Raw genomic sequence first — 23,686 nt, forward strand, 5'->3', positions numbered from 1 at the left:
CATGATCGGCCCTTTCTGAACGTACCCTCACTGTGCTCGGGTGAGATGGGGCTCCCGTAGGCCGCGCGTTCGAACGTCATCCGACATGTGTCGAACCGGTCGTGCTGCGCCGGCGCTCCCCTGTCACGGCGGCGAGAAGGACGACTCCCGCGATTCCGGCACCAGCGATCGTGTCGACGACGCGCTCGGCCGCGACCTCGCTGATGGGTTGCCCTGCGGTTGAGGCGAGCAGCACCGCCATCGGTGTGACGACGGCGAGCGCCCAGGTCAGGTTCCGTCGGAGCAGGAGCTCGAAGAGGAAGATCAACCCGGCCGCCCAGGCGATGCGCTCCCACCCCCGGGGCTCGATGGCCGCCAGGACGATCACGAGGAGGATGGCGAGTCCGGTGCCGATGAGGCGCTGCGTACCCCGCAGGACTGCTGAATAGACGTCCGCGTCTTTCTGAAGGATTCCGAGGCACGCCAACATGACCCACGCCGCATGATGCAGGCCGAGGGTCGCGCTGACCGGTACAGCGAGCACCGCGGACGCAGCGATCCGAGCGACGATCAGGCGAGCGGATGCGGGGACTGCGAAGCGCCAGGGCGTTCGCTGCGCGAATATCATCCGGTCGCGGGCTCGGATCGTGGGCGCGAGCAGCGGCAGCACCACGATCAGATACCCCAGGAGCGCACCGCCGGCGAGTGAAGCCACGACCTCGAGACAGCTCATGCCGGCACCGCCGGCAGCCGCGGGGGCCACGAGCTGGCCGGCAGAGCCGGTGATGAGGACGAGGAAGAGCGCCCCGGGCGGACCGACCGCCAGCGCCTGCGCGAGGAACGACCCGCCGACGGCGATGACGGACATGGCCACGAGGCCGGGAATGAGCGCTGTACCCAGCGCCGCACCGACACACGCGGCCACCAGAAGAGCGCCGGCGATGATCGGTAGCGCGACAGCACGTTCTCTGCGCGACCGGTCGGGGAGGTGCAGGACGATGAGAGCGCCGAGGGAACCGACCGACCCCCAACGTGGTTCGCCGATGACGAGTCCGAGCAGCGGGGGAACGGCGACGGCCAGAGCAGCCTGCAGTGCGGCCGGCCACTGGCGCGGAGCCGGTCGGAGGGCGAACAGCTGACGCCAGACGCGCCTGCTCATCCGCTGCCGAGCGCGTCGAGCTCGGCGGCGGACGGGGCGAAGAACACGGTGCCGGTCAACGCGGTGGAAAAGTCGAGCAGCCGGTCGTGCATCCCCGGAGGATGTCCGATGAACATCCGCTCGATCATCTGCTGGATGACCCAGAGGTTGCGGCTGTACCCGAGGAAGTAGGTGCCGAACTCTCCCGCTCCGGGCCTGCCGAACGGCATGTTGTCGCGGACGATGTCGTGCTCGACACCGTGGTCGTCCTCGATGGTCGCCAGGGACTTGTGTGACTGCTGGCCGCTGGGGGCGTCATCCAGCTCGATCCCATCGACCTTCGTGCGTCCGAGGATCCGCTCCTGTGTCTCGACGGGCAGCGAATCCCACTCGGCCATCGCGTGCACGTACTTCTGCGTCACGACATAGGTGCCTCCGGTGTGTACGGGGTCCTCGTCGGCGACGAGGACGGTGGCATCGATGGCCGGTTCAACCGGATTCGCCGTTCCATCGACGAAACCCAACAGGTCGCGACGATCGAAAGAGCGGAAGCCCACCGTCTCATCGACGACGTGCACCGCCGCACCGAGATCACTCAGCAGGCGCTTCTCGAAGAAGAAGCAGACGTCCGTGCGTTCCGCGCGGATGTGGAAGAGCAGATCCCCCGGTGTCGCGGGTGCCGTATGCCTCGCCCCGACGACCGGCGTGAAGGGGCGGAGCTGCGCGGGGGGAGCGCTCTGCATGAGCGACGCCCACACGCGGCTGCCGACTCCCACCGTGCACGTCAACGCCGCCTCCGGAAATCGGAAGGTGATGGCTTTCATCGAATCGGAGAGATCGGCGAGAACGTCGCGCACGATGTCGACGCCGCCTGGCGCGATGGTCACGACCAGGAACACCGCATTCGCGGTGAGAGGTGCTCCTGGTGCCTGTGTCGGTCCTGTCTCGACGTTGTTCATCCGGTGTCCGCTCGCTCTCGCATTCGTCTGACGGCACCACCATCGCGTTATCCGGAGCGATGTGCTTCCGACACGTGACGAGACTGCGTGCGACGAGTGCATCGCCCGGTGATCGGGGTCGCCGATCTGCACGAAGTGTCCTTCGCGGACTGGACGGACGTCGCACAGCGCTGGTCGCGACCCGCCATACCGTGAGTGCCACCTGACCTGGACGGAGACACCATGGACGCCATCGGCCGCGAGGCACTCACCGGGATCCACCAACTCGAACGCGAACTCGTCGTGCGCGACTTCATCGCGCTCCTCAACGACCGCGCGCATGCCGAACTGCATCCGTTCCTCGCTGAAAATGTCGTCTATCGTCCGTCTGCGAACAAGCGCGTGTGGGGGCGACCCGCCGTGACACGGATGATCGCCGAGCTGCACGAGGAGTTCGACCAGTGGACCACGCACCTCGAGTCCGTGGCGGTCTGCGGCGACACGGTGCTGACCGAGCAGCGGCTGCGGCTGAGGCTCCCCGGCACGTCGACGGTCGAGGTGATGGGGTTCGCGAGCTTCCGCGTCGCGGGCGCCCAGATCAGCGCATGGAACCAGATTCACGCGTGAGCTGTGACGGGGCGCGCGCCGCGCGCTTTCCGTGCCACTCGCGCAGGTCCTTTCGCGAATTGAGTCCCGACTTCGCGTAGATGTGGCGAATGTGGGACACGACGGTGTGGGGCGACATGAACAGTGCGTCCGCGATCTGCTGCGTCGTCGCGCCGGCGGCGACGCGCTCGAGCACTTGCTGCTCACGCGGTGAGAGCATCTGCGGATCGCCGTGCGCGTGCGCGCGACGGCGAACTCCGAGGTGTCGGAGAGACTGCAGCACACGGTTGACATCGCGATGCGCGCCCGCGGTCTCATAGATGGCGAGTGCCTCGTCGAGCGCCGGGACCGAGCGTTCCGCGTCGGGCGCCACAACGCCCAGGAACTCGAGGACGAGAGCGAGGATGAGCGGGCGATCCGACTGCCGGAGGATCATCGCGGCCTCAGTCAGCGTGTCCGCATCACGTCCGTGGCAGCCCTCCGCGGTCCGCAGAATGGCCCGGCAGTAGGCATTCTCAGGATTGGCGTCGTATCGGATGCGGGCTCGCGTGATGACCTCACGAGCGAGTTCGTCATCCTCGGAGCGGATCGCGACCTCCATGAGCAGAAGGTCGTCGGCGAAGTCCGAGGGTGTCGTCATCGTGGGGATCGGGTCGTGGAGTGATTCCCGTGCGAGGACGCTGTGCGCCACAGCGTCATCCACTTTTCCGTCGTTGAGCGCTCGCAGCACGAGCATCCACTGACCCGCTCGGACGACACCGCCGCCGGACGCGAGAGTCTCGACGAGCGGTTCGGTCTGCTTTCGGAGAGCGGTGTCACCGGTGCGAAGAGCGATTCGGAACAATACGATGCCGGCGGTCGCATTCGCGAAATCGCCGAGTCCGAGTTCATCAGCAAGAGCGAGCACCGACTCCGCTTGCAGCCTCGCGTCATCCAGCCGGCCGAGGTCATGCAGAACGCGGGCGCGGACCATCATCCAATACGCCTCGGCGACAGCGGCCCGGGATGCGATCGCCGAGCTCAGCCCCTCGTCCACCAGCTCGAGAGCTCGCGTGACGTCGCCCTTCGAGTTGTGGAGGAATGCGTCCCACAATCCTTCCGGCACCCATCGCGCCGGATCCAGCCCCGCGAGAGCGGCGCGTCTCGACGCGGATTCCATGAGGGCGACCGCGTCGTCGAACCGGTTGCTGTTGAACGCGTACACCGACTCTGTCGCGTCCACGGTGGCGAGCGCCTCGTGGTCCGCATCGGGGTCGGCGACCTCGCGTGCGAGCGCCAGGGTGCGGGTCAGCTCGACGAAGTCCGCCTTGTTCGCACAGTTCAGGGCGCGTACGGCGAGCAGGTCCGCTCGCGTCGCGCGTTCGATGCCTGCGAGCGCGAGCGCCTGATCACAGGTGGCGATGGCGCGATCGAAGGAGGATTCGGTCTGGCGACGGGCGGCACCGAGGAGGACACGTGCCCGCGACTCCGGTGAGAGATAGGGCGCGAGTGCCTGGGTCGCGTTGTCCGCCTCGGTGTCGCGCCCGTCGGCCCAGAGGTACGGAAGGAGCTCGGTACTGGCCTCCGCCAGAGCCGGAACGTTGTTCGCGAGGCGCAGTGCCGCTGCGGCGAGGTCCGCGGCCTGCGATGTGTCGGACGCAGCCAACTGCTGCGCGGCGTCGCGGATCAGTGCGAACGATTGCTGATCGCCGGGTTCGGCAGCCTCCACGAGTGCCGCGGCGACGGCGGAGGCTGGTTCGCCGGAGGCGAGGCGCAGCTGTGCGACTTCGCGCAGCATCGCCTTACGGACGGATGCCGGGATCGACGCTTCCACCGCTTCCCGGATCGTGTCGTGGACGAAGGCGAGGGTTGCCCCGTCCTCGATCAGGAAATCGGCACCGAGGAGTTCGCGCACCGCGGTCATCGAGGCCACCGCGGTGCCGCCGGTCGCGGTCAAGACGTCGGAGAGGCGGAACCGCCTGCCGAACAAGCTCGCGACCTGGGCGAAGGTCAGTGCGTCGTCGGAGAGGTGCGCCACCCGCTGTCGCGATGCCGCCCCGAATCTGGCGGGAACGGCATAGCCGATGGCGTCGACGACGCCACCACGGGCCGCCAGGAGCGCTTCTTCCTGCAGCCCGCGCACGAGTTCGACGATGAGCAGCGGGATGTGCGAGGTCTGCTCGAGGGCCGCCTCGAGCTTGGGTCCGAGGGTGGCGCCGGTGAGGTCTGCCGCGATCTCGAGCGCAGCATCCGCCGCGACAGGCTCGAGATCGAGGACCGTGCCGGTGCGCTCGACATACTCGGCGACTCGAGCATGGGCCGCCCGGAACTGTCCGGAGCGGCTGGCAAGCACCCAGGCGACAGGCTGATCCGCCAGGGCGGCCGCTGACCGTAACAGGATCCCGACGGACGCGGCGTCCAACCACTGCAGGTCGTCGACGACGACGATCGCACCGCCCGCCGTCGTAGCCGTCGACTCCAATCGGTCGGTCAGGAGGCGCGCGATCCAGTACTGCGGTTCTCCCGCGCCCAGGGCCGGCCGCAGCTCCTCCTCCGTCACCAGGCGCGGTGTGCCGCGCAGCATCGCCTCGGTCAGTGCCCCCAAGGGGACTGCTCCGGAGTCGACGTCCGGGGTGATGGTGAGGGTGGGCCAGCCTCGTTGCTCGGCGACGGCGAGAACCTCCGCGAGCAGGCGGGTCTTTCCCATGCCCGCGCGCCCGCGGATGAGCGCGGGCGTGGGCTCGCCCGAGAGAGACCGCTCGATGGACGCGGTGAGGGACGAGATGATGTCGCCGCGCCCGCGCAGGGGGGTGCTGGCAGCGGTGGAAGACCCGGCCAGGAAGGCGCGGTCTGACGCAACGGCGAAGCCGGAGTGCCGGTCGTGCATCCCCTCATTATTCCGCGGCGACGTATGCCGCGGAGGTCGCCGCCGCCTGAGTAGTACAAGTTGGGCCTCCTCGCCCGGGAGGGCCGTTCTTACGCTCAAGCCGAGGGCGCGGGTGCGGCCGAGAAGGGAGCGGACGGGGATGAACCTGCAGACACTCGTGGATGACCTCGCGGAAGACCTCGGCCGTTCCGTCGTCATCAACGACGCCCAGTACCGCCCCATCGTTTCCAGCGCACAGGGCGAGGAGATCGATGAGCTCCGCGCCCGTGGACTGTTGGGACGCGCGACACCTCCGCGTGAGCGCGCGTATCTGGAGAGCATCCACCTGTCCTCCGCCAAACGACCGCAGACCGTGAACCTCGATCGATTCGGCGCACGGGAACGCCTGGCGGTGCCGATCCGCTCCCGTGACGCACTGCTCGGGGTCCTGTGGCTGATCACGGGCGGGCTCCCCCCGCTGACGTCATCGCAGTTTCGTGCAGTCGACGCCGCGGTGGAGATCGCACGCGAGTATCTCGCCGCCGCGCAGGACGAGATACCGGGCCGATCGACGCGCGACATGGTCCTCCGAGGACTCCTCGCCCCGGATCCGATCGTCAGACGGGATGCGCTGAGCACTGCTGTCCGCGCCTACGGCGTGTCTCGCAGCTCGGCGACCGTCGTTCGCGCCGTGGCCGTCGGGCACGACACCTCCGTGGTCCAGCGCGCTTCGCTCGGTCGGGCTGTGGAGAGCCTGGCCACAGCGACGTTCATGTTCATGGGCGAGATCGGAGCTGCCTTGCTGTTCCTGGAGCGTTCACATGAGAACACGCGAACGGATGACCTCATCGCGGCCACGGCGGCGCGCGCGGGTGTGCCGCTGCGCGCAATCGGGTCCGCCTATCTCACCGGAACCGACATCGACGTGCGACCGGTCGCCGAGCGAGCTGTCGCGACGGCAGCGGTCGCGGAGCTCTTGCCGGATCTGGGCACGAGCCTGCGCGCCGAAGACGTCGGCCCGTGGTTGCTCATCGCCGACGTCGTCTCGGATCCGAACCGACTGCAGTGGTACTCACCCGCCGCATACGCCCTGATCCACGATGCGGACCCGCTGCGCCGCCAGACCATCGAGACCCTCCTCGACCATGCCCACCAGATCAAAGTCGTATGCGAAGAACTGCACATTCACCGCACGACGCTGTACTACCGATTGGAAAACATGCCACAGGTGGTCAAAGACGCGATGGATGACGGGATGAAGCGCAGTGCACTGCACCTCGGTTTGAAACTCGCCTCGTACTGGGAGAACGCGGGACACATCCAATGAGGGCGCAAAGCCGGCAGGTCCAGACCAGCGACGGCGTAACCCTCGAGGTGTACGACACGGGCGGGAACGGCGCCCCGGTCCTGATGCTCCATGGGTGGTCGCAATCGCAGGAGATGTTCCGGCACCAGCGTGACGGACTCGGAGAACGCCGTGTCATCACGTACGACATGCGTGGACACGGCAGGTCGGAGAAGCCTGGGCGGGGCCACCGCATCGCTCGTCTCGCAGCCGACGTCCGCGACATCCTGGAAGATCTCGACATCCGGGATGTCCATCTCCTCGGCTGGTCGATGGGGGTCTCGGTCATCTGGTCGTATCTCGAACTCTTCGGCGACAGGAGAGTGCGAAGCCTCGTGCTGGTGGACCAGCCCGCCGCGGTCGCCGCGCAGCTGTGGATGAGTGCGATCGAGCAGCAGTCCGCAGGCTGCATCCTGCCCGCGGATGGGCTCGGTACCCTCGCGAACGCCATCGCCGACGATACTGGCGGAGACGCCACGGTGCGCGCCTTCGTGCGGAGCATGTTCACCGGGCCCGTCGACGACGGCCTCTGGTCGTTCGTGTCATCGGAGGTCGCTCAGACACCGCGCCGTGTCGCCGCGCCATTGCTGTTCGACCACGGCGCGCAGGACTGGCGGGAACTCCTGCCGACCATCGCCAAGCCCACCCTCGTGCTGGGGTGCGACGGCAGCCATGTGTCGGCCGAGTCGCAACGCTACGTCGCCTCGCGCATCCCCGGAGCGCTCGTGCACATCTTCCCGCGCGATGTCGCCAGCTCGCATTTCCCGTTCCTGGAGAATCCGGAGGCGTTCAACGAGGTCGTCCGAGTGTTCCTCGATGCGAACGCGGTTTCCGACATCCGTCCAGTCAGGTAGCGACAACCTTCGGAGGGAGGGCGCGGACACTGCTCCTACCGTGAGACGTGGCCGGGTCATCTCCGGGAACGAGGGAGTGGGATATGCGCGAGACGCCGACCGTTGTGATGGTGCACGGCGCGTTCTCTGATGGAGCGAGCTGGTCACCGGTGGCGATGCGCGTGATGGGTGCGGGTATCGAGGTGCGCGTTCCCGCCATCTCCAATCGAAGTCTCGCGGAGGATGTCGCGTATGTGCGATCGTTCGTCGAGAACATCGACGGACCGGTGCTCCTGGTCGGCCACTCCTATGGAGCCACCGTGGCCTCCGGTGCAGGAACGGCGCAGAACGTTCGCGGGCTCGTCTTCGTGGCGGGATTCGTGCTCGACGTGGACGAGAGTGCAGACGACCTGAGTCAGCGCTTCCCCGCATCCGACGCCGCCGACTACTTCGACTACCGGCGATACGCCACCGCCGACGGCGCGACCCGGCAGGAGGTATCCGTCGCCATCGACGAGTTCCCCTTCCTCGCCGCCCTGGGGATTCCCTCCGACGAGGCGGCCGTCATCGCCGTCACCCAGCGCCCGCTGGACGCCGCGGTGCTCAGCGACCGAGCCACGCACGCAGCGTGGCATACCCGCCCGACCTGGGGAATCGTCGCCACGGCGGATCAGATCGTGAACCCGGACGCCGTCCGTTTCGGTCTCGAGCGAGCCTCGGCCCGCATGGTGCTCGAGCTGCCGGGCCCGCACCTCGTCCTGCACACGCACCCCGGCGACATCGCACGTTTTATCGTCGACGCTGCCAACGCCGTGCCGCTGACCGCATGAGCGGCTTCGCGTCGTCCGCGCACCGCATCGCGGTGGCCGGCGGTTCCATCGGCGGGCTGTTCGCGGCGGCCATGCTGCACCGGCTGGGACACGACGTCACGGTGTACGAGAAGTCGGTGCACGGTCTCCGAGCGCGCGGCGCCGGCTTGGTCGCCCAGGACGAGGTCTTCGCCGCACTCGATGTCGCCGGAGTCCCGGCGGGCGCTGTCCCCGGGGTGACATCCGTCGAGCGGATCGCGCTCGACCTGCGAGGTGCCGTTCGCTACCGAGAGCGGGCCGAGCAGACGCAGTTGTCGTGGGACCGCCTATACGACGGTCTCCGCGATGCGATCCCCGACTCTCGATATGTCGTGAACAGTCCGGTCACCGATGTCGACGCGCGAGCCGGCGTCCTCTCCTTCACTGCGGGCGAGGAACGAGAGGAGGCTTCGCTCCTCGTGGGAGCGGATGGAGCCCACTCGCACGTGCGCCGCTTCGTCGCACCCGACGGCGGCGAACCCAGCTACGCCGGTTACGCCATCTGGCGCGGCCTCATCCCCGAAGACCTCGTCCCCGGGGCATCCGCCGACACCCTGTTTCGTCGGATGACCTTCTTCACGGGACCGGGGGAGCACGCGCTCGGCTATCTCGTCCCCGGGGCGGACGGACAGACCCAGCCGGGGCGTCGGCGATACAACTGGGTCTGGTACCGGTCGATGAGCTCCGGCGACCTGTCGGCGCTGATGACCGCCGCGGGACGCCTCCCCCTGTCGACGTCCCTCGCGCCCGGGCAGACGCCGGAGGACGTCAGGACGCACCTGATCGAGGCGGCCCAGCATCGCCTCCCGCCCCCGTTCGCCGACGTGATCGCGATGGAGCCTCGGCCATTCCTCCAGGGTGTGCTCGACTACGTCGCCCCTCGGCTCACCCGGACGCGCGCACTGCTCCTCGGGGATGCGGCAGCGGTGGTCCGTCCGCACACCGCGATGGGGGCCGCGAAAGCGGCGGGCGACGCGCTCGCTCTCGCCCGCCTCCTGCGTTCGTCGACCGTGGACGCAGCCCTCGCCTCGTACGACGAGCAGCGGCTCCCGGTGGCGACGAGCATCGCGCGTTACGGGGTGAGGCTCGGCGAGCAGTTGCCGCTATGACCCGGTGCGGGCGAGCCGCTCTTGGACGAAACGCTGGAGGACCACGGCATGATTCACCGCCGGGTCGTGCGCCGCGTAGATCAAGGTGACCGTGCCCTGCGCGTGGGCGACCTCGAGCAGGTGCTGAACGGCCGTGGGATTCGCTTCCAATTCCGCCTCGTACCGATGGGTGAATTCCGTCATTCGCGCGGAGTCATGGTCCCACCAGGTGCGCAGATCGGGCGAGGGCGCGATGTCCTTCAACCACTCGTCGACAGCAGCGCGTTCTTTCGACACGCCCCGTGGCCAGAGGCGGTCCACGAGGATCCGGTAACCGTCGTCTGCGGCAGCTGCGTCATATGCGCGCTTGATGCGGATGCTCGGCATGGGCGGCCTTTCGTTCGAGGGCTCAGGCGAAGCTCGTTTCGCGGCTGACGGGGGTGTCGGCGAGAGCGGTGAACCCGGGTTTCGGGGACTGGGTCGACAACGTGTGGAACGGCAGGGAGGGGACCTCGAAATTATGTACCCGCATCTGGATCTCGCCGATCCCGTCCAACCGCAGGTGAGAATCGAAGTCCGACGGGCGAGCGACTTCGTGCAGCTCCCACAGCCTCACGAAGTCCTGATCCGTCGACAACTCACGGATGATCTCGTTATACCGCGTGGACGTTCGATCTCCGAGGAACCGCAGGGTCGCGACACCGCGTGCCGCCAGTTCCTCCCAGTTCACGATCTGGCGCTTGTTCCCGGCCGCGAAGTGCGCGATGAGGGCGTTGGCGCCGGGGCGGATGGTGCCGGAGCTCAGGGAACGCATGAGTTCGTTGACCGCGACGATGTCGAGGTTGCCATTGGTGATGTACGCCGGAATGTGCGCCCACGTGTCGAGCAGTTCGCGCATGATGTAGCTCTTCTCGGGCGGGATCATGCGTCGCTGCTCGTCGACTCTTCCGGTGAGACGGTTGACGTACTCGACGCTCACGTCGTCCAGATTCAGAGCGCGCGCGAGAGCGCGGACCACCGTGGTGGAGGGGTCGGCTCCCCGTCCCTGCTCGAGCCTGGTGTAGTACTCGATGCTGATGCCTGCGAGCATCGCGACTTCGTCGCGCTTCAGCCCGGAGACTCGTCTGCCGTCAGTCGGACGGAGGCCGACGTCCGTCGGGCGGACGCGCGAGCGCCGCGCACGCAGAAAGCTCCCGAGAACACTCTTGTTATCGCTCACCGAGCTCCCTGACTGTCACGAACCGTCCTCCCGACTCGTGCCGAGCCGGGGGAGAGACTTCACCGTAAGGAGAACGAGGGTGTGCTCACATCACCTCTCCGGGGGATCCGTATCCCCTCTTCGCGGCGACGTACCCGGCTTGGATAGACGTAGCAACGGGAGTCGGCAATTGTCGGAGGCGTCGCGCAGACCCGAAAGTTACCGTGAATCCCGTCGCCACATCGTCGAGGCGCGCACCATTCACCCGTCGGTCGGGCCCACTCGTTCGACGACATGACAAAGGACTCATTATGGGATACATCACCACTGAAGACGGCGCCGAGATCTACTTCAAGGACTGGGGTGACGAGGACGCCCAGCCCATCGTGTTCCACCACGGATGGCCGCTGTCGTCCGACGACTGGGACGCGCAGATGCTGTATTTCCTCGCCAAGGGCTTTCGTGTCGTCGCCAGCGACCGGCGCGGCCACGGTCGCTCCTCGCAGATCAGCACCGGCCACGACATGGACCACTACGCCAGCGACGTGAACGCGGTCGTCGAGCACCTCGACCTGAAGAACGCGATCCACATCGGCCACTCCACCGGCGGTGGCCAGGTCGCCCGCTACGTCGCTCGGTACGGTCAGCCGCAGGGGCGCGTCGCGAAGGCCGTCCTGGTCTCGTCGGTTCCGCCGATCATGCTCAAGTCCGACAGCAACCCCGAGGGAACGCCCATCGAGGTCTTCGACGGCTTCCGCTCCGCTCTCGCCGCCAACCGCGCCGAGTTCTTCCAGGCGGTCGCCTCGGGGCCGTTCTACGGCTTCAACCGTGACGGTGTCGAGGTGTCCGAGCCGGTCGTCGCCAACTGGTGGCGTCAGGGCATGACGGGCAGCGCCCTCGCCCACTACGAGGGCATCAAGGCGTTCTCTGAGACCGACCAGACCGAGGACCTCAAGGCCATCACGGTTCCCGTCCTCGTCATGCAGGGCGACGACGACCAGGTCGTCCCCTACAAGGCCGCCGCGTTGCTGCAGCACGAGCTGCTGCAGAACTCCGAGCTGAAGATCTACGCCGGCTACCCGCACGGCATGCTGACCACTCACGCGGACGTCATCAACCCCGACCTGCTGGCCTTCATCCAGAAGTAATCGCGGCATCAGCTCAGAGGCGCACCCGGATGACGGGTGCGCCTCTTCTGCGGAGCCTCGGGCGGCGTGGACCGGGATGCAAGGGATCCGACACGACACCCCGGGCCGGATGCCGCTGAGCGGGGTGTCGGGCCAGAACCCTTGCATCGCGGCGCGGGCGGGGCGGGGTGGTTCCGACGGCAACATCGGGAAAGCCCCGCCGCGCGGCCGGTGGCCGCCCGTCGGGGCTGTGGAGGGGCTGACGGGAATCGAACCCGCGCTATCTGCTTGGGAAGCAGATGTTCTGCCATTGAACTACAGCCCCACGCACCCGGAGGTGCTCGGTCAGCTTACCCCACGGGGCCCGGACCGCCCGAAGCCGGACCACCTGGTGCACCAGGAGCAGCAGGCCCACCGTGGGTGCCCGGCCCGCCCGGCGCAGCCGGCCCGTGCCCGCCCGGCGCGGGCGGAGCCTGCGGGTACGGCGGCGCCGCCGGACGCGGACCGGCACCATAACCACCGACACCCCCACCCGGGAACTGCCCGCCGCTCTCGCGCATCGCGAGCAGCATCCCGTTCTTCACCGCCGTGCGCATCAGCAGGTAGCTCACCCAGAGGACGAGTGCGATCGTCCCGAGGTAGATCGCGATACCGAGGACGACGAAGCCGATGCCGAAGGCCGCCGCGGGCCCTGCGTAGTCGTTGTACATGGCCCGCACACTATCGCTCGCGCCCTCCGCGCACGACCCCCGATCACCGCTCGATCGAGACCTCTACGATCCGCCGGTCGGATGCCGTGATGCGGTGCACGTCGCCGACGATCTCGGTCGCCGCCTCGGTCTCGTGCTCCGCGCACGAGGGTCCAACCCACAGCTCGATGTCGCCGGGCTCGACGATGCGCACCCCCTCGCGCCCGGTGAAGGCCAGCCGCGCGGTCGGCACGTCGAACGAGACGGTCGCCTCGGCTCCGGCATCCAGCTGCACGCGGGCGAAGCCGAGCAGCTGCGCGACGGGGCGGGTGGCGCTCGCGTGCACGTCGCGGGCGTAGAGCTGCACGAGATCGGTGCCGGCGCGCTCGCCGGTGTTCCGCACCCGCACGCTCGCCGTGAAGGAGCCGCCCGTCGCCACCGACGCGGTCACCGACAGGCCGGAGCGCTCGAACGACGTGTAGCTGAGCCCGTGCCCGAAAGGCAGCGCGGGGGTGCTGTCGGCACTCGTGATCTCGTTCGGACCGCCGAGAATCGGATGCAGGTAGCTGTAGGGCTGCGAGCCCGACGACCGGGGGAGCGAGACGGGCAGGTGGCCCGACGGCGAGACCTCGCCGCACAGAACCGCCGCGATCGCCGGTCCGCCCTCTTCGCCCGGGAAGAACGTCTGCAGCGCTGCCGCGACGGCCCCCTCGCCCGAGAGCGCCCAGTCGATCGCGTACGGCCGCCCCGACAGGACGACGAGCACGACCGGCGTCCCCGTCGCAACGAGACGCTCGACGAGCTCGCGCTGCACGCCCGGCAGCTCGAGCGAGTCGGCGTCGTTCCCCTCGCCGACGGTGCCCCGGCCGAACAGTCCGGCCCGGTCGCCGACGGCGACGATCGCGACGTCGGCCGCGCGTGCGGCATCCTCCGCCTCGGCGAAGCCCGACCGCTCGTCGCCCTCGGCCTCGCAGCCGCGCACGACGGTGACCTCGGCGTCCGGCATGGCGTCGATGACGGATGCCGCGAGCGTCGGGATCTCGAATCCCATCGGCACGCCCGGGTGGTGGGCGAGCACGTGGTTGGCGAACGAGTAGCAGCCCATGAGGGCTTCCGAGCTGTCGCCGTTCGGTCCGATCACGGCGACGCGGCGGGGCGATGCGAGCGGCAGCACGCCGTCGTTGGTCAGCAGCACGACCGATTCCTCGGCCAGGCGCCGGGCGACCGCGCGGTGCGCGGGCGAGTCGAGGTCGATGCTCGTCGGCGGCTCCTCGAAGGTCTCGTCGAGGAGCCCGAGCTCCTCCTTCTGGATCAGCACCCGACGAACGGCGCGGTCGATGAGCGCCTCGTCGACCTGGCCCGCGCGGACGCGCTCGGCGAGCGGCCCGACGTAGGCGTCGCCCGTGGGCAGCTCTACGTCGATGCCGGCCTCGAGGGCGAGCTGCGCGGCCTCGCCGCGGTCGCGGGCGACGGCGTGCATCGTGTGGAGGAAGGCGACGGCGAAGTAGTCCGACACGACGGTGCCGTCGAAGCCCCACGTCTCGCGCAGGAGGTCGGTGAGGTAGGCGGGCGTCGCCGCGACCGGCATCCCGTCGATCTCGGCGTACGAGTTCATCACCGACCGCACGCCGCCGTCGCGGACTGCCATCTCGAACGGCGGCAGGAACACGTCGGCGATCTCGCGCGGTCCCGCGTGGACCGGCGCGTGGTTGCGGCCCGCCTGCGAGCCCGAGTACCCGACGAAGTGCTTCAGCGTCGCGTGGACGCCCGTGCTCTGCAGGCCCCGCACATACGCGGTGCCGATGACGCCCACGACGTACGGGTCCTCGGCGATGCACTCGTCGACGCGTCCCCAGCGGGGGTCGCGGATGACGTCGAGCACCGGCGCGAGCCCCTGGTGGATGCCGAGCTCGCGCATCGACTCGCCGATCAGCGCTCCCATCTCCTCGACGAGCTCCGGGTCGAACGCCGCGCCCCACGCGAGGGGAGTGGGGAAGGTCGCCGCCTGCCACGCCGCCAGGCCGGTCAGGCACTCCTCGTGCACGAGGGCGGGGATGCCCAGGCGCGTCTCGCGAATGAGTCGGCGCTGCTCCTCCCACAGCCATGCCGCCCGCTCGATCGGGTCGACGGGCCGCGTGCCGTAGACGCGGGTCAGCTGCCCCAGGCCGTGGACGGTCGCATCGGCGTACGCGGTCGACGACGCCATCTCGCCGGCCATCGGCGCGACGACCTCGTCGCCCTGATCGACCCAGAAGCCGACCAGCTGGGCGAGCTTCTCGTCGAGGGTCATGCGCGCGATCAGGTCGGAGACGCGCGTCGAGACGGAGATATCGGTGAGGGTCACAGTTCGTGCTTTCTCTACGGGGGATCAGCCCTTGACGGCGCCGGTCAGACCGCCGACGATGCGGCGCTCGAACAGGCTGAAGAACGCCAGGGCGGGAAGCATCGACAGGGATGTGAAGGCGAGCACCTTCGCCGTGTCGACCGAGTACTGCGACGAGAACGCCTGCACGCCGAGCGGCAGGGTGAAGGTCGCCTCGTTGTTGAGGATGAACAGGGGAAGCAGGTAGCTGTTCCAGCTGCCGATGAAGGCGAGGATGCCGACCGTGATGACGCCGGGCACCGACAGGGGAAGCACCATCCGCCAGAAGAACGACAGGCGCCCGCATCCGTCGATGAACGCCGCCTCCTGGATCTCGTCGGGGATCGCCCGCAGGAACGGCACCAGGATGATGATCGTCATCGGCAGCGCGAAGGCGATCTGCGGCAGGATGATGCCCGCGAGCGAGTTCATCAGGCCGAGGTCGCGGATGACGATGTACAGCGGCGTGATCGCGACGGTGATGGGGAACATCAGGCCCGAGGCGAAGACGGCGTACAGCACTCCGCGGCCGCGGAACCGGTACCGGGCGAGGATGTAGCTCGCCATGAGGCCGAGCAGCACGGCACCGATCGTCGTCGCGCCGGCGGCGATGGTCGAGTTGAGCACCTGCTGCCAGAACTGCGAGCCGGTCAGCACCGCCAGGTAGTTCTCGATGTTCCACGGCGACGGCCAGCCGGCCGGGTCCACGGTGATCTGGGCGTTGCTGCGGAAGCCGCCGATGATGATGTACAGCACCGGCGCGAGCATCAGCGCGATCACCACGAGGGCGACGAAATACACGACGGGGCTGCCCCAGGGCAGGCGCTCCGTGCGGCGGCCGCGACGGCCGGTGGGTGCCGGCGCGACGATCGCGCGCGTGGCGGGGGAGGTGAGGGCGGTCATCGCTCCTGCTTCCCTTCGGTGATGGCCCCGGCGGTGTCACGACGCAGCACGTAGCGCTGGTAGACGATCGCGACGACGAGGGAGATGAGGAAGATGACGACGGCGACGGCGTTTCCGAAGCCGTAGCTGCCGGCGTTGCGGCCGTTGACGACCATGTAGGTGGCCATCGTCGAGGTGCCCGCGGTCGACGCGACGTACTGACCCCAGATGATGTACACGAGGTCGAACAGCTGCAGTGCGCCGATGATCGACAGGAACGCCCAGATGCGCAGGGTGGGGGCGAGCAGCGGCAGGGTGATCCGCCAGTGCATCTGCCAGTAGCCCGCACCATCGAGGGCGGCGGCCTCGTAGAGCTCGTCGGGGATTCCCTGGAGGCCCGCGAGGAAGAGGATGACGGCGAAGCCGACGTACTTCCAGGTCAGGATGGCCATGAGCGTCCAGATCGCGATCGAGGGATCGGCGATCCAGTCGCGCGTGAGCGCGCCCAGCCCGAGCTGCTCGAGGGCCCCGTTGAGCGCGCCCTGCGTCTGCAGCATGAGCCCGAAGCCCGTGCCGACGACGACCTCGGCGATGACGTAGGGCACGAAGATCAGCACCCGGATGAGCGACTGCCCCCGCATGCGGCGGTTGAGCAGCAGGGCGAGGAGGATCGCGACCGGCCCCTGCAGGACGAGGGATGCCACGACGATGATCGCGTTGTGGCCGAGGGCCTCGACGAAGGTCGGATCGGTGAGGATCGTGATGTAGTTCTGCAGGCCGACGAACTCGGTGGGCGGCCCGTAGCCCTGCCACCGGAAGAAGCCGTAGTAGGCCGCCATCACGACGGGGAAGATGACGAACCCGACGAACATCACCAGGGCGGGGCCGACGAGCACCGCGATCTCGAGGCGACCCGACCAGCCCAGGCCTCGGCGGCGCCGGGAGGGCGAGGGCGTCGTGGTGACGCCCTCGCCCCGGGCCGCGAGATCCACGCCGCCGGCGGAGTCCGCCACGGCTGTCTCGCTGAGCGACATGATGCGGATCAGCCCTTCTTCGCTGCGTCGGAGACCGACTTGATCATCTGCTCGGGCGTGCTCTTGCCCGCCAGCAGATCGACGACGGCGACGTTCAGCGCGTTGCCGACGTTCTGTCCGAGGACGGTGTCGAGCCACTGCGAGACGAAGGGCGCCTTGTTGTATGCGGCGAGAACCTCCTGGAGGTACTCCTCCTCGACCGCCTCCTGCGCGACCGAGTTCACCGGCGGTGCGTTGAAGGCCTGGTAGTAGGCCTCCTGCTGCTCGGCGCTGGCGAGGAAGTTCAGGAAGTCGGCGCACTCCTTCGGGGCCTTCGCCGAGCAGGAGTATCCGTCGACGCCGCCCATGATCGAGCCGGGCTCACCCTCGCCACCCGACAACTCGGGGAAGGGGAACCACGCCAGGTCGGGGAGAGGCTGCTCGTCCGGCGTGAGCGACGCGATGACGCCCGGGTTCCAGGCGCCCATGAGCTCCATGCCCGCCTGGTGGTTGGCGATGAGGCCCGCGCTGCTGCCCGCGCCCTGCTGAGCCGAGGTCGTGAGGTAGCCCTCGTTGAACGGCTGCAGCTCGGCGAAGTCGGCGAGGTCCTCGGCGGACTTCAGCCAGCACTCATCGCTGAAATCCTTCGAGTCGCCGGTCTTCTCGATCGTCTCCGGGCTGCACTCGCGCAGGGCGAAGTTGTAGAACCAGTGCGCGGCGGGCCAGGCGTCCTTCGCGCCGAGCGCGATGGGCGCGATGCCGGCGGCCTTGAGCTGGTCGACGACGCCCTCGAGATCCTCGACCGTCGCGGGGGCCTCGGTGATGCCGGCCTGGGTGAACAGGTCGGAGCTGTACCAGAACCCGCTGGGGAGCACTGCGAGCGGCATCGCCCACACCTTGTCCTGATAGGTCTCGGCCTTGAACGAGCCCTCGGAGATCTCTTCCTTGGCGGTGTCGCCGATGAGGTCGGTGAGGTCCATCAGTTGCCCGGCCTGCACCATGGCGGCCATCTTGCCGCCACCGCGCTGCAGGAAGATGTCCGGCGGGTCGCCCGCGTTGAGCGCCGTCTGGAGCTTGCCGTCCATGTCTTCGTTCTGCACGGACTGCATCGAGATCTTCACGTTCTCGTTCTCGGCCTCGAACGCGGCGATCGCGTCCTTCCAGAACTCCTGGCCGGGGCCGGTCGTGGAGTTCTGCCACAGGGTCATCTCGACGGTGCCGTCGGCGCTGCCTCCGTCGCCGTTGCCGCTGCAGGAGGTGAGCGCGAGCGCCCCCACCGCCAGGACGGCAGCCGTGACGGCAGCCTTGCGGCGAGCCGTGATGGTGCGTGCCATGTGATTCCTTCTCTCTTCGTTGAGTGGACATCTGCCGAGCGCGCCGCGTCGGGCCCGGGCTGGGCTGCTCGAACCGCCGAGCGGCGATGCTCGGAGTCGTCGGACATTCGCTGGTGCTGTCGGACACCGAAAGTTTGCGCGGGCAACAAAGAGGTGTCAAACGTTTTCGAAAACGGTTTCCATTTCGGGCTAGCATGCGGTCATGGACCGACGACGACCCACCATCCACGACGTTGCGGAGCGTGCCGGCGTCTCCGTGTCGACCGTGTCGAAGGCCGTCAACGGGCGTTACGGCGTCGCGACGGCGACCGTGGATGCCGTCATGGCGGCAGTCGCCGAGCTCGGCTACGAGTCGAGTCTCATCGCCAGCAGCATGCGTTCGCGCTCGACGGGTGTCATCGGTGTGCTCGTCGCCGATTTCGAGCCGTTCAGCGCCGAGATCTTGAAGGGCGTGGGGGAGGCGCTGCGTGACACCAGTTACGACCTGCTCGCGTACTCGGGCTCGCGCGGTGACGAAGAGGGGTGGGAGCGCCGATCGCTCTCGCGGCTGAGTGGAACGCTCATCGACGGCGCCATCATGGTCACCCCGACCGTCGTCAGGGCGAGCGCCGACGTGCCGCTCGTCGCGATCGACCCGCACACGGGTCCGGCCGACGTGCCGATCGTCGAGAGCGACAGCTACGGCGGCGCCCGTGAGGCGACGGCCTATCTCATCGGCATGGGCCACACGCGCATCGGCTATATCGCGGGGCGCGCCGACCTGCGATCGTCGATCGCGCGCGACGCCGGATACCGCCGAGCGCTCGCCGACGCCGGCATCCCGTTCGATGCGACCTACGTCGGCGCCGGCCGGTATCGCGAGGCGACGGTGCGCGAGGTCGCGATCGAGATGCTCTCCGCTGACAATCGCCCCACCGCGGTGTTCGCGGCGAACGACGTGTCGGCCATCGCGATCCTGCAGGTCGCCGCCGAGCTCGGGCTCGAGGTGCCGCGCGATCTGTCGATCGTCGGGTTCGACGACATCCCCGAGGCGACGCGGCTCCCGGTTCCCCTCACGACGGTGCGTCAGCCGATGGGGCGGTTGGGGGCGGCCGCGGTCCAGATGCTGCTGGCCCTCATGCGCGGCGAGACGCCGCCGGCCACGCACCTGCGGCTTCCGACGAAGCTGGTCGCCCGGCAGACCACGGCACCGCCCGCGGGGCGTCGGGCCGGATGACGCTGTCGCGGATGCCGGCAGCGGCGGCGTCGCGCTCTAGGCTGTGTCCGTGCTGCTGAGTGATCGCGACATCCGTGCCGGAATCGACCAGGGCCGCATCGGCCTCGATCCCTGGGATGCCTCGATGGTGCAGCCGTCGAGCGTCGACGTGCGCCTCGACCGGTACTTCCGGCTGTTCGACAACCACAAGTACCCCTTCATCGATCCCGCCCAGGACCAACCCGAACTGACCCGTCTGATCGAGGTCGAGCCGGATCAGCCGTTCATCCTGCATCCCGGGGAGTTCGCGCTCGGGTCGACCTTCGAGCAGGTGCGCCTGGGCGACGACGTCGCCGCGCGTCTGGAGGGCAAGTCGTCGCTCGGACGCCTCGGCCTGATCACTCATTCGACGGCAGGATTCATCGACCCGGGGTTCTCGGGTCACGTGACGCTCGAGCTCGCCAATGTGGCCACTCTGCCCATCAAGCTGTGGCCGGGCATGAAGATCGGGCAGCTCTGCTTCTTCCAGCTCAGCTCGCCGAGCGAAAACTCCTACGGGTCGGGCCCCTACGGCAACCGCTACCAGGGACAGCGCGGGCCGACGGCATCCCGCTCCTTCCAGAACTTCCACCGCACCGACGTCGGCACCATCGACGCCGGATCGCGCGGCGCCTGACGCCCGTTCCGGGATGCACAGCGGCCCCGAGGTGGAGAACCTCGGGGCCGCCGTTCGGGATGTCGCGGGTCAGGCGGCGTTGCGCCCGGCCGCGAAGCCCGCGGTGAAGCCGCGCTCGAAGGCTCGCTCACCGCGGCGCGGGTGCTCACCGCGGTGCGGGTGGTCGCCGTCGTGCGGGTGCTCGCCGAAGCGAGGGCCGCAGCCGTGACCGTGACCGAAGCCGCGCCCGAAACCGTGCCGGCCGCGAGGGCCGAATCGGCGCGGTGAGCTCTCGTCCCAGCCGAGCTCACGGGCGATCGCCTCGAGCGAGGCGAGGGTCGTCGCGTAGTCCGCGTCCGTCACGGCGCCGCGCACGCGATCGCGGACACCGCTCACGAGACCGTGGATGCGGTCGCGCTCGCGACGTCCGTCCTCGGTGATGGTCCAGGCGCCGTCGCGCTCGACGGCCCAGCCGCGAGCCGCGAGGGAGTGGACGCGCTTGCCGCCGCGTTGCACGCGCTCGGCGAGGCCGGGGATGTCGCGCTCGCCCGCGAGGACGTCGAGCACGGCCCAGTCTCGGCGGTCGAGTCCCTCGGCGGCGAGCGTCCGATTCATCTCGCCGGCGAGGGCGGTTCCGGCCGCGCGCATCCAGAAGGGCAGCGACCGCGGGCGGGTGTCGGGCGTCTCGGGGGTGCTGTCGTGGTTGTTCATGGTGTTCCCTTCGTGGGCCGGCCTATCCGGCCTCTGATGCATGTCATCTGTCATGTGTATGCACTATGACATGTACCGCGGGTGCATGTCAAGTCGCATGTATTCTCGAAGCATGACGGCCGACGACGACCCGCGGATCGATGCCATCGCGGACGCCCTGGGGCGCCTGCGCGGACGGCGGCGGCCCGCGCCGGGCGTCGAGCGCGGACCGCAGGCGCACGAACCGTTCGGCGTTCACGGCGGACACGGCCCGCACGGCCATCACGGCGGCCCGTTCGCCGAGGGACGCGGCAGGATGGCGGGGCTCGCCCGCCTCCGCATGCTCGAGGCGCTCGCCGCGGCATCCCATCCGCTCAGCGTCAGCGAGATCGGTGAGGCGATCGGCGTCGATCAGCCACGCGCCTCGCGGCTGGTGCAGCAGGCGGTCGAGCTCGACCTGGTGCGTCGGGAGGCCGACCCCGACGACGCCCGCCGCACGCGCATCGCGCTGACCGGCGAGGGGCGCAGCTTCGCACAGAGCGTGCGGGGCGAGCGTCGGGCGGCCCTCGGCAGCGCGCTGGGCGGATTCACCGATGACGAGCGGGCCGAGCTGGCTCGGCTGCTCACCAAACTCGCCGACGCCTGGCCGCGCGGCTGAGCCATACCCGGTGTCATCGCGGCAGGCAACTGCCCTTCCCCGCTTTGCGTCGCGTCGGTATCCTGACACCCTGTATCGGTGAGCACCGAGAATCAGCCCTCTCCCGCAGAACGCATAGCCGCGGTGTCCACCCCGGGCACGATCGCCCGCTGGGTGTTCTGGCCGGCTGCGGTCGTCATCGTCGGGTTCAGCGCCTTCGCGATCATCTTCCCCACCACAGCCGAGTCGTTCTTCGGCGCCATCCAGACGTCGATCGTCGACTCGTTCAACTGGTACTACGTCCTCATCGCCGCCTTCTTCGTCGGCTTCGCGATCTTCGTCGGCTTCAGCCGCTTCGGCGACATCAAGCTCGGACGCGACGACGACGAGCCCGAGTTCTCGACGGGATCGTGGTTCTCGCTGCTCTTCGCCGCGGGCATGGGCATCGGCCTCGTCTTCTACGGCGTGAGTGAGCCGCTCAGCCACTTCGTGGACCCGCGTCCCGGCGTCACGGGCACCGAGCAGCAGCTGGCGCAGAGCGCTCTGACCCAGACCTACCTGCACTGGGGCGTGCACGCCTGGGCGATGTACGTCGTCGTCGGCCTCGCCCTCGCCTACGCGATCCATCGCCGCCGCCGCCCGATCTCGATCCGCTGGGCGCTCGAGCCGCTGCTGGGGAACCGGGTTCGCGGTGCTGCGGGCAACGTCATCGACGCGGTCGCCCTCGTCGGCACCCTGTTCGGCGTCGCGACCTCGCTCGGGCTCGGTGTCATGCAGATGGGATCCGGGCTCGAGTTCATCGGCCTCCCGCCCATGAACGACGCGATGCTCATCGGGCTCATCGCGATCGTCTCCGTCTTCGTCCTCTTCTCCGTACTGTCGGGAGTGACGAAGGGGATGAAGTGGCTCTCCAACTTCAACCTCATCGTCGCCGGCTTGCTGCTGCTGTTCCTGCTCTTCGTCGGACCCACGCAGTTCCTGCTGCGCGAGTGGGTGCAGTCGATCGGCGCATACATCCAGGACTTCATCGGTCTCTCCTTCACCGTCAGCGCGCTTCAGGGGGCGGCCGGCGAGGCCTGGCAGGCGCAGTGGACGTCGTTCTACTGGGGCTGGTGGATCTCGTGGGCGCCCTTCGTCGGCATCTTCATCGCGCGCGTCAGCAAGGGGCGGACGGTGCGCCAGTTCGTGGCGGGCGTGCTGCTCGTCCCGACGCTGATCGGCATCCTGTGGTTCGCCGTCCTCGGCGGCTCGGCGCTGTACCGCGAGCTCGAGCAGCCCGGATCGATGCTCGCCGCCGACGGGTCGGTGAACCTGCAGGGCGCCCTGTTCCAGCTGCTCGAGGGGCTGCCCGCCGGTGGTGTGCTGACCATCGGTGCCATCGTCCTGATCGCCGTCTTCTTCATCACCTCGGCTGACTCGGGTGCGCTCGTCATGGGCATGATCGCGACGGGCGGAAATCCCGAGCCGCCGCGCTGGGTGCGCACCTTCTTCGTCGTCATCACCGCCGCCCTCGCGAGCGCGCTCCTGCTGGCCGGAGGCCTGCAGGCGCTGCAGACGGCGGCGATCCTCATCGCCCTGCCGTTCTCGATCGTGATGCTGCTGATGTGCTGGTCGACGGTTCTGGCCTTCCAGCGCGAACGTCGTGCGTACGCCCGCGCGGAGCGGGCTCAGTTCATCGAGCGGATCGGCGACCACTACGGGCTCGAGGTCGAAGAGCCGAACGAACGGGGAGTGCGTTTCCCGTGGATCGGCGGCAGGCGCGGCTGATACCGCTGCAGCGAATCGTCGCGAAGGCGCCGGGCACGACCGTCCGGCGCCTTCGTCGTACGCTGGGCGGATGCCTCCGGTGTCTTCCGCCCGTCTGACCGATGTCCCCGCCGAGACGCTCTACCGCCTCCTCTGGCTGCGCGTGAGCGTCTTCGTCGTCGAGCAGGCCGCGGCCTACCCCGAGCTCGACGGCCGCGACCTCGAGCCCGACACCGAACTCTTCTGGATCGAAGACGGCGGACGCGTGCTCGCGACGCTCCGGCTGCTTCGCGACGTCTCGGGAAACGCCCGCATCGGCCGAGTGGCGACCGCGGCCGACGCGCGAGGCCGCGGTCTGTCTGCCCAGCTCATGCGCGCGGCGGTCGAGCGCGCCGTCGAGCGGTGGCCCGGCACCGCGATCGACCTCGACGCGCAGAAGCACCTCGCCGGGTGGTACGGGCGCTTCGGGTTCGAGGTCAACGGACCCGAGTTCTCCGAGGACGACATCCCGCACGTCCCCATGCGCCGCCCCGCCTGA

Annotated in this window: 22 protein-coding genes and 1 tRNA gene; 11 read left to right on the forward strand and 12 right to left on the reverse strand. The window is 68.8% G+C overall.

The genetic code is table 11. The annotated features are described in order from the left end of the window. Nucleotides 1–76: 76 nt before the first annotated feature. Entirely contained in the window at nucleotides 77–1,138 is a 1,062-nt protein-coding gene (locus tag P6897_RS01895) for an FUSC family protein (RefSeq protein WP_282501933.1), read from the reverse strand. Then, a complete protein-coding gene (locus tag P6897_RS01900) occupies nucleotides 1,135–2,076 on the reverse strand; it encodes a Dyp-type peroxidase (protein ID WP_282501934.1) in 942 nt (313 codons plus the stop codon). The genes P6897_RS01895 and P6897_RS01900 overlap by 4 nt, the downstream gene beginning before the upstream one ends. A gap of 222 nt (nucleotides 2,077–2,298) precedes the next feature. On the opposite strand from P6897_RS01900, the gene P6897_RS01905 reads away from it, so the two are divergent. Continuing rightward, nucleotides 2,299–2,682 carry a nuclear transport factor 2 family protein gene (locus P6897_RS01905; protein ID WP_282501935.1) on the forward strand — a complete coding sequence of 128 codons (384 nt, stop codon included), beginning with the start codon at nucleotides 2,299–2,301 and terminating at the stop codon, nucleotides 2,680–2,682. Here P6897_RS01905 and P6897_RS01910 read toward each other — a convergent pair. Continuing rightward, a complete protein-coding gene (locus P6897_RS01910) occupies nucleotides 2,654–5,479 on the reverse strand; it encodes an AAA family ATPase (RefSeq protein WP_282502627.1) in 2,826 nt (941 codons plus the stop codon). The genes P6897_RS01905 and P6897_RS01910 overlap by 29 nt on opposite strands. Here P6897_RS01910 and P6897_RS01915 point away from each other — a divergent pair. The 4 genes from P6897_RS01915 (at nucleotide 5,376) to P6897_RS01930 (ending at nucleotide 9,641) form a co-directional block, all read left to right on the forward strand. Then, nucleotides 5,376–6,833: a helix-turn-helix domain-containing protein gene (locus P6897_RS01915; protein WP_282501936.1), complete on the forward strand. Its 1,458-nt coding sequence runs from the start codon at nucleotides 5,376–5,378 to the stop codon at nucleotides 6,831–6,833. The two genes, P6897_RS01910 and P6897_RS01915, sit on opposite strands and share 104 nt — an antisense overlap. Further along, nucleotides 6,830–7,705, forward strand: coding sequence for an alpha/beta hydrolase (locus P6897_RS01920; protein ID WP_282501937.1), 876 nt, complete (start codon nucleotides 6,830–6,832; stop codon nucleotides 7,703–7,705). Before P6897_RS01915 ends, P6897_RS01920 begins: the two co-directional genes overlap by 4 nt. A gap of 83 nt (nucleotides 7,706–7,788) precedes the next feature. Next, nucleotides 7,789–8,514 carry an alpha/beta hydrolase gene (locus tag P6897_RS01925; RefSeq protein WP_269267018.1) on the forward strand — a complete coding sequence of 242 codons (726 nt, stop codon included), beginning with the start codon at nucleotides 7,789–7,791 and terminating at the stop codon, nucleotides 8,512–8,514. Then, nucleotides 8,511–9,641 (forward strand): FAD-dependent monooxygenase, encoded by a 1,131-nt coding sequence (locus P6897_RS01930; RefSeq protein WP_282501938.1) that lies wholly within the window; start codon nucleotides 8,511–8,513, stop codon nucleotides 9,639–9,641. The genes P6897_RS01925 and P6897_RS01930 overlap by 4 nt, the downstream gene beginning before the upstream one ends. Here P6897_RS01930 and P6897_RS01935 read toward each other — a convergent pair. Continuing rightward, complete coding sequence (locus tag P6897_RS01935) at nucleotides 9,636–10,007, reverse strand: DUF488 family protein (protein ID WP_282501939.1); 372 nt, start codon at nucleotides 10,005–10,007, stop codon at nucleotides 9,636–9,638. The two genes, P6897_RS01930 and P6897_RS01935, sit on opposite strands and share 6 nt — an antisense overlap. A gap of 22 nt (nucleotides 10,008–10,029) precedes the next feature. Then, a complete protein-coding gene (locus tag P6897_RS01940) occupies nucleotides 10,030–10,839 on the reverse strand; it encodes a helix-turn-helix transcriptional regulator (protein ID WP_282501940.1) in 810 nt (269 codons plus the stop codon). 290 nt (nucleotides 10,840–11,129) lie between these two features. Here P6897_RS01940 and P6897_RS01945 point away from each other — a divergent pair, with 290 nt between their 5' ends. After that, nucleotides 11,130–11,966, forward strand: a complete 837-nt coding sequence (locus tag P6897_RS01945; RefSeq protein ID WP_282501941.1) for an alpha/beta hydrolase — start codon at nucleotides 11,130–11,132, stop codon at nucleotides 11,964–11,966. A gap of 230 nt (nucleotides 11,967–12,196) precedes the next feature. Here P6897_RS01945 and P6897_RS01950 read toward each other — a convergent pair. The 6 genes from P6897_RS01950 to P6897_RS01975 form a co-directional block, all read right to left on the reverse strand. Then, nucleotides 12,197–12,270 (reverse strand) — tRNA-Gly (locus P6897_RS01950). 25 nt (nucleotides 12,271–12,295) lie between these two features. Then, nucleotides 12,296–12,655: a hypothetical protein gene (locus P6897_RS01955; RefSeq protein ID WP_282501942.1), complete on the reverse strand. Its 360-nt coding sequence runs from the start codon at nucleotides 12,653–12,655 to the stop codon at nucleotides 12,296–12,298. Between the two features lie 43 nt (nucleotides 12,656–12,698). Next, nucleotides 12,699–14,924 (reverse strand): glycoside hydrolase family 3 N-terminal domain-containing protein, encoded by a 2,226-nt coding sequence (locus tag P6897_RS01960; protein ID WP_282502628.1) that lies wholly within the window; start codon nucleotides 14,922–14,924, stop codon nucleotides 12,699–12,701. A 78-nt stretch (nucleotides 14,925–15,002) separates the two neighbouring features. Continuing rightward, on the reverse strand, nucleotides 15,003–15,899 hold the full coding sequence (locus tag P6897_RS01965) for a carbohydrate ABC transporter permease (RefSeq protein ID WP_023952842.1): 897 nt from the start codon (nucleotides 15,897–15,899) through the stop codon (nucleotides 15,003–15,005). Further along, nucleotides 15,896–16,912, reverse strand: a complete 1,017-nt coding sequence (locus P6897_RS01970) for a sugar ABC transporter permease (RefSeq protein WP_274178216.1) — start codon at nucleotides 16,910–16,912, stop codon at nucleotides 15,896–15,898. Before P6897_RS01970 ends, P6897_RS01965 begins: the two co-directional genes overlap by 4 nt. Before the next feature lie 8 nt (nucleotides 16,913–16,920). Then, entirely contained in the window at nucleotides 16,921–18,225 is a 1,305-nt protein-coding gene (locus tag P6897_RS01975; protein ID WP_282501943.1) for an extracellular solute-binding protein, read from the reverse strand. Nucleotides 18,226–18,427: 202 nt separating this feature from the next. On the opposite strand from P6897_RS01975, the gene P6897_RS01980 reads away from it, so the two are divergent. Both P6897_RS01980 and dcd read left to right on the forward strand, forming a co-directional pair. Beyond that, a complete protein-coding gene (locus P6897_RS01980) occupies nucleotides 18,428–19,441 on the forward strand; it encodes a LacI family DNA-binding transcriptional regulator (RefSeq protein ID WP_112616065.1) in 1,014 nt (337 codons plus the stop codon). 49 nt (nucleotides 19,442–19,490) lie between these two features. Further along, on the forward strand, nucleotides 19,491–20,096 hold the full coding sequence (gene dcd, locus P6897_RS01985) for a dCTP deaminase (protein WP_023952839.1): 606 nt from the start codon (nucleotides 19,491–19,493) through the stop codon (nucleotides 20,094–20,096). A gap of 69 nt (nucleotides 20,097–20,165) precedes the next feature. Here dcd and P6897_RS01990 read toward each other — a convergent pair whose 3' ends face one another. After that, entirely contained in the window at nucleotides 20,166–20,786 is a 621-nt protein-coding gene (locus tag P6897_RS01990; RefSeq protein ID WP_282501944.1) for a hypothetical protein, read from the reverse strand. A 112-nt stretch (nucleotides 20,787–20,898) separates the two neighbouring features. Here P6897_RS01990 and P6897_RS01995 point away from each other — a divergent pair, with 112 nt between their 5' ends. From P6897_RS01995 to P6897_RS02005, 3 genes are all read left to right on the forward strand, one after another. Then, nucleotides 20,899–21,423 (forward strand): MarR family transcriptional regulator, encoded by a 525-nt coding sequence (locus P6897_RS01995; RefSeq protein ID WP_282501945.1) that lies wholly within the window; start codon nucleotides 20,899–20,901, stop codon nucleotides 21,421–21,423. Nucleotides 21,424–21,537: 114 nt separating this feature from the next. Then, a complete protein-coding gene (locus tag P6897_RS02000) occupies nucleotides 21,538–23,169 on the forward strand; it encodes a BCCT family transporter (protein WP_071919447.1) in 1,632 nt (543 codons plus the stop codon). A gap of 70 nt (nucleotides 23,170–23,239) precedes the next feature. Then, nucleotides 23,240–23,686, forward strand: coding sequence for a GNAT family N-acetyltransferase (locus tag P6897_RS02005; protein WP_282501946.1), 447 nt, complete (start codon nucleotides 23,240–23,242; stop codon nucleotides 23,684–23,686).

Source organism: Microbacterium sp. BDGP8, from assembly GCF_029991045.1.
GTDB lineage: Bacteria > Actinomycetota > Actinomycetes > Actinomycetales > Microbacteriaceae > Microbacterium > Microbacterium plantarum.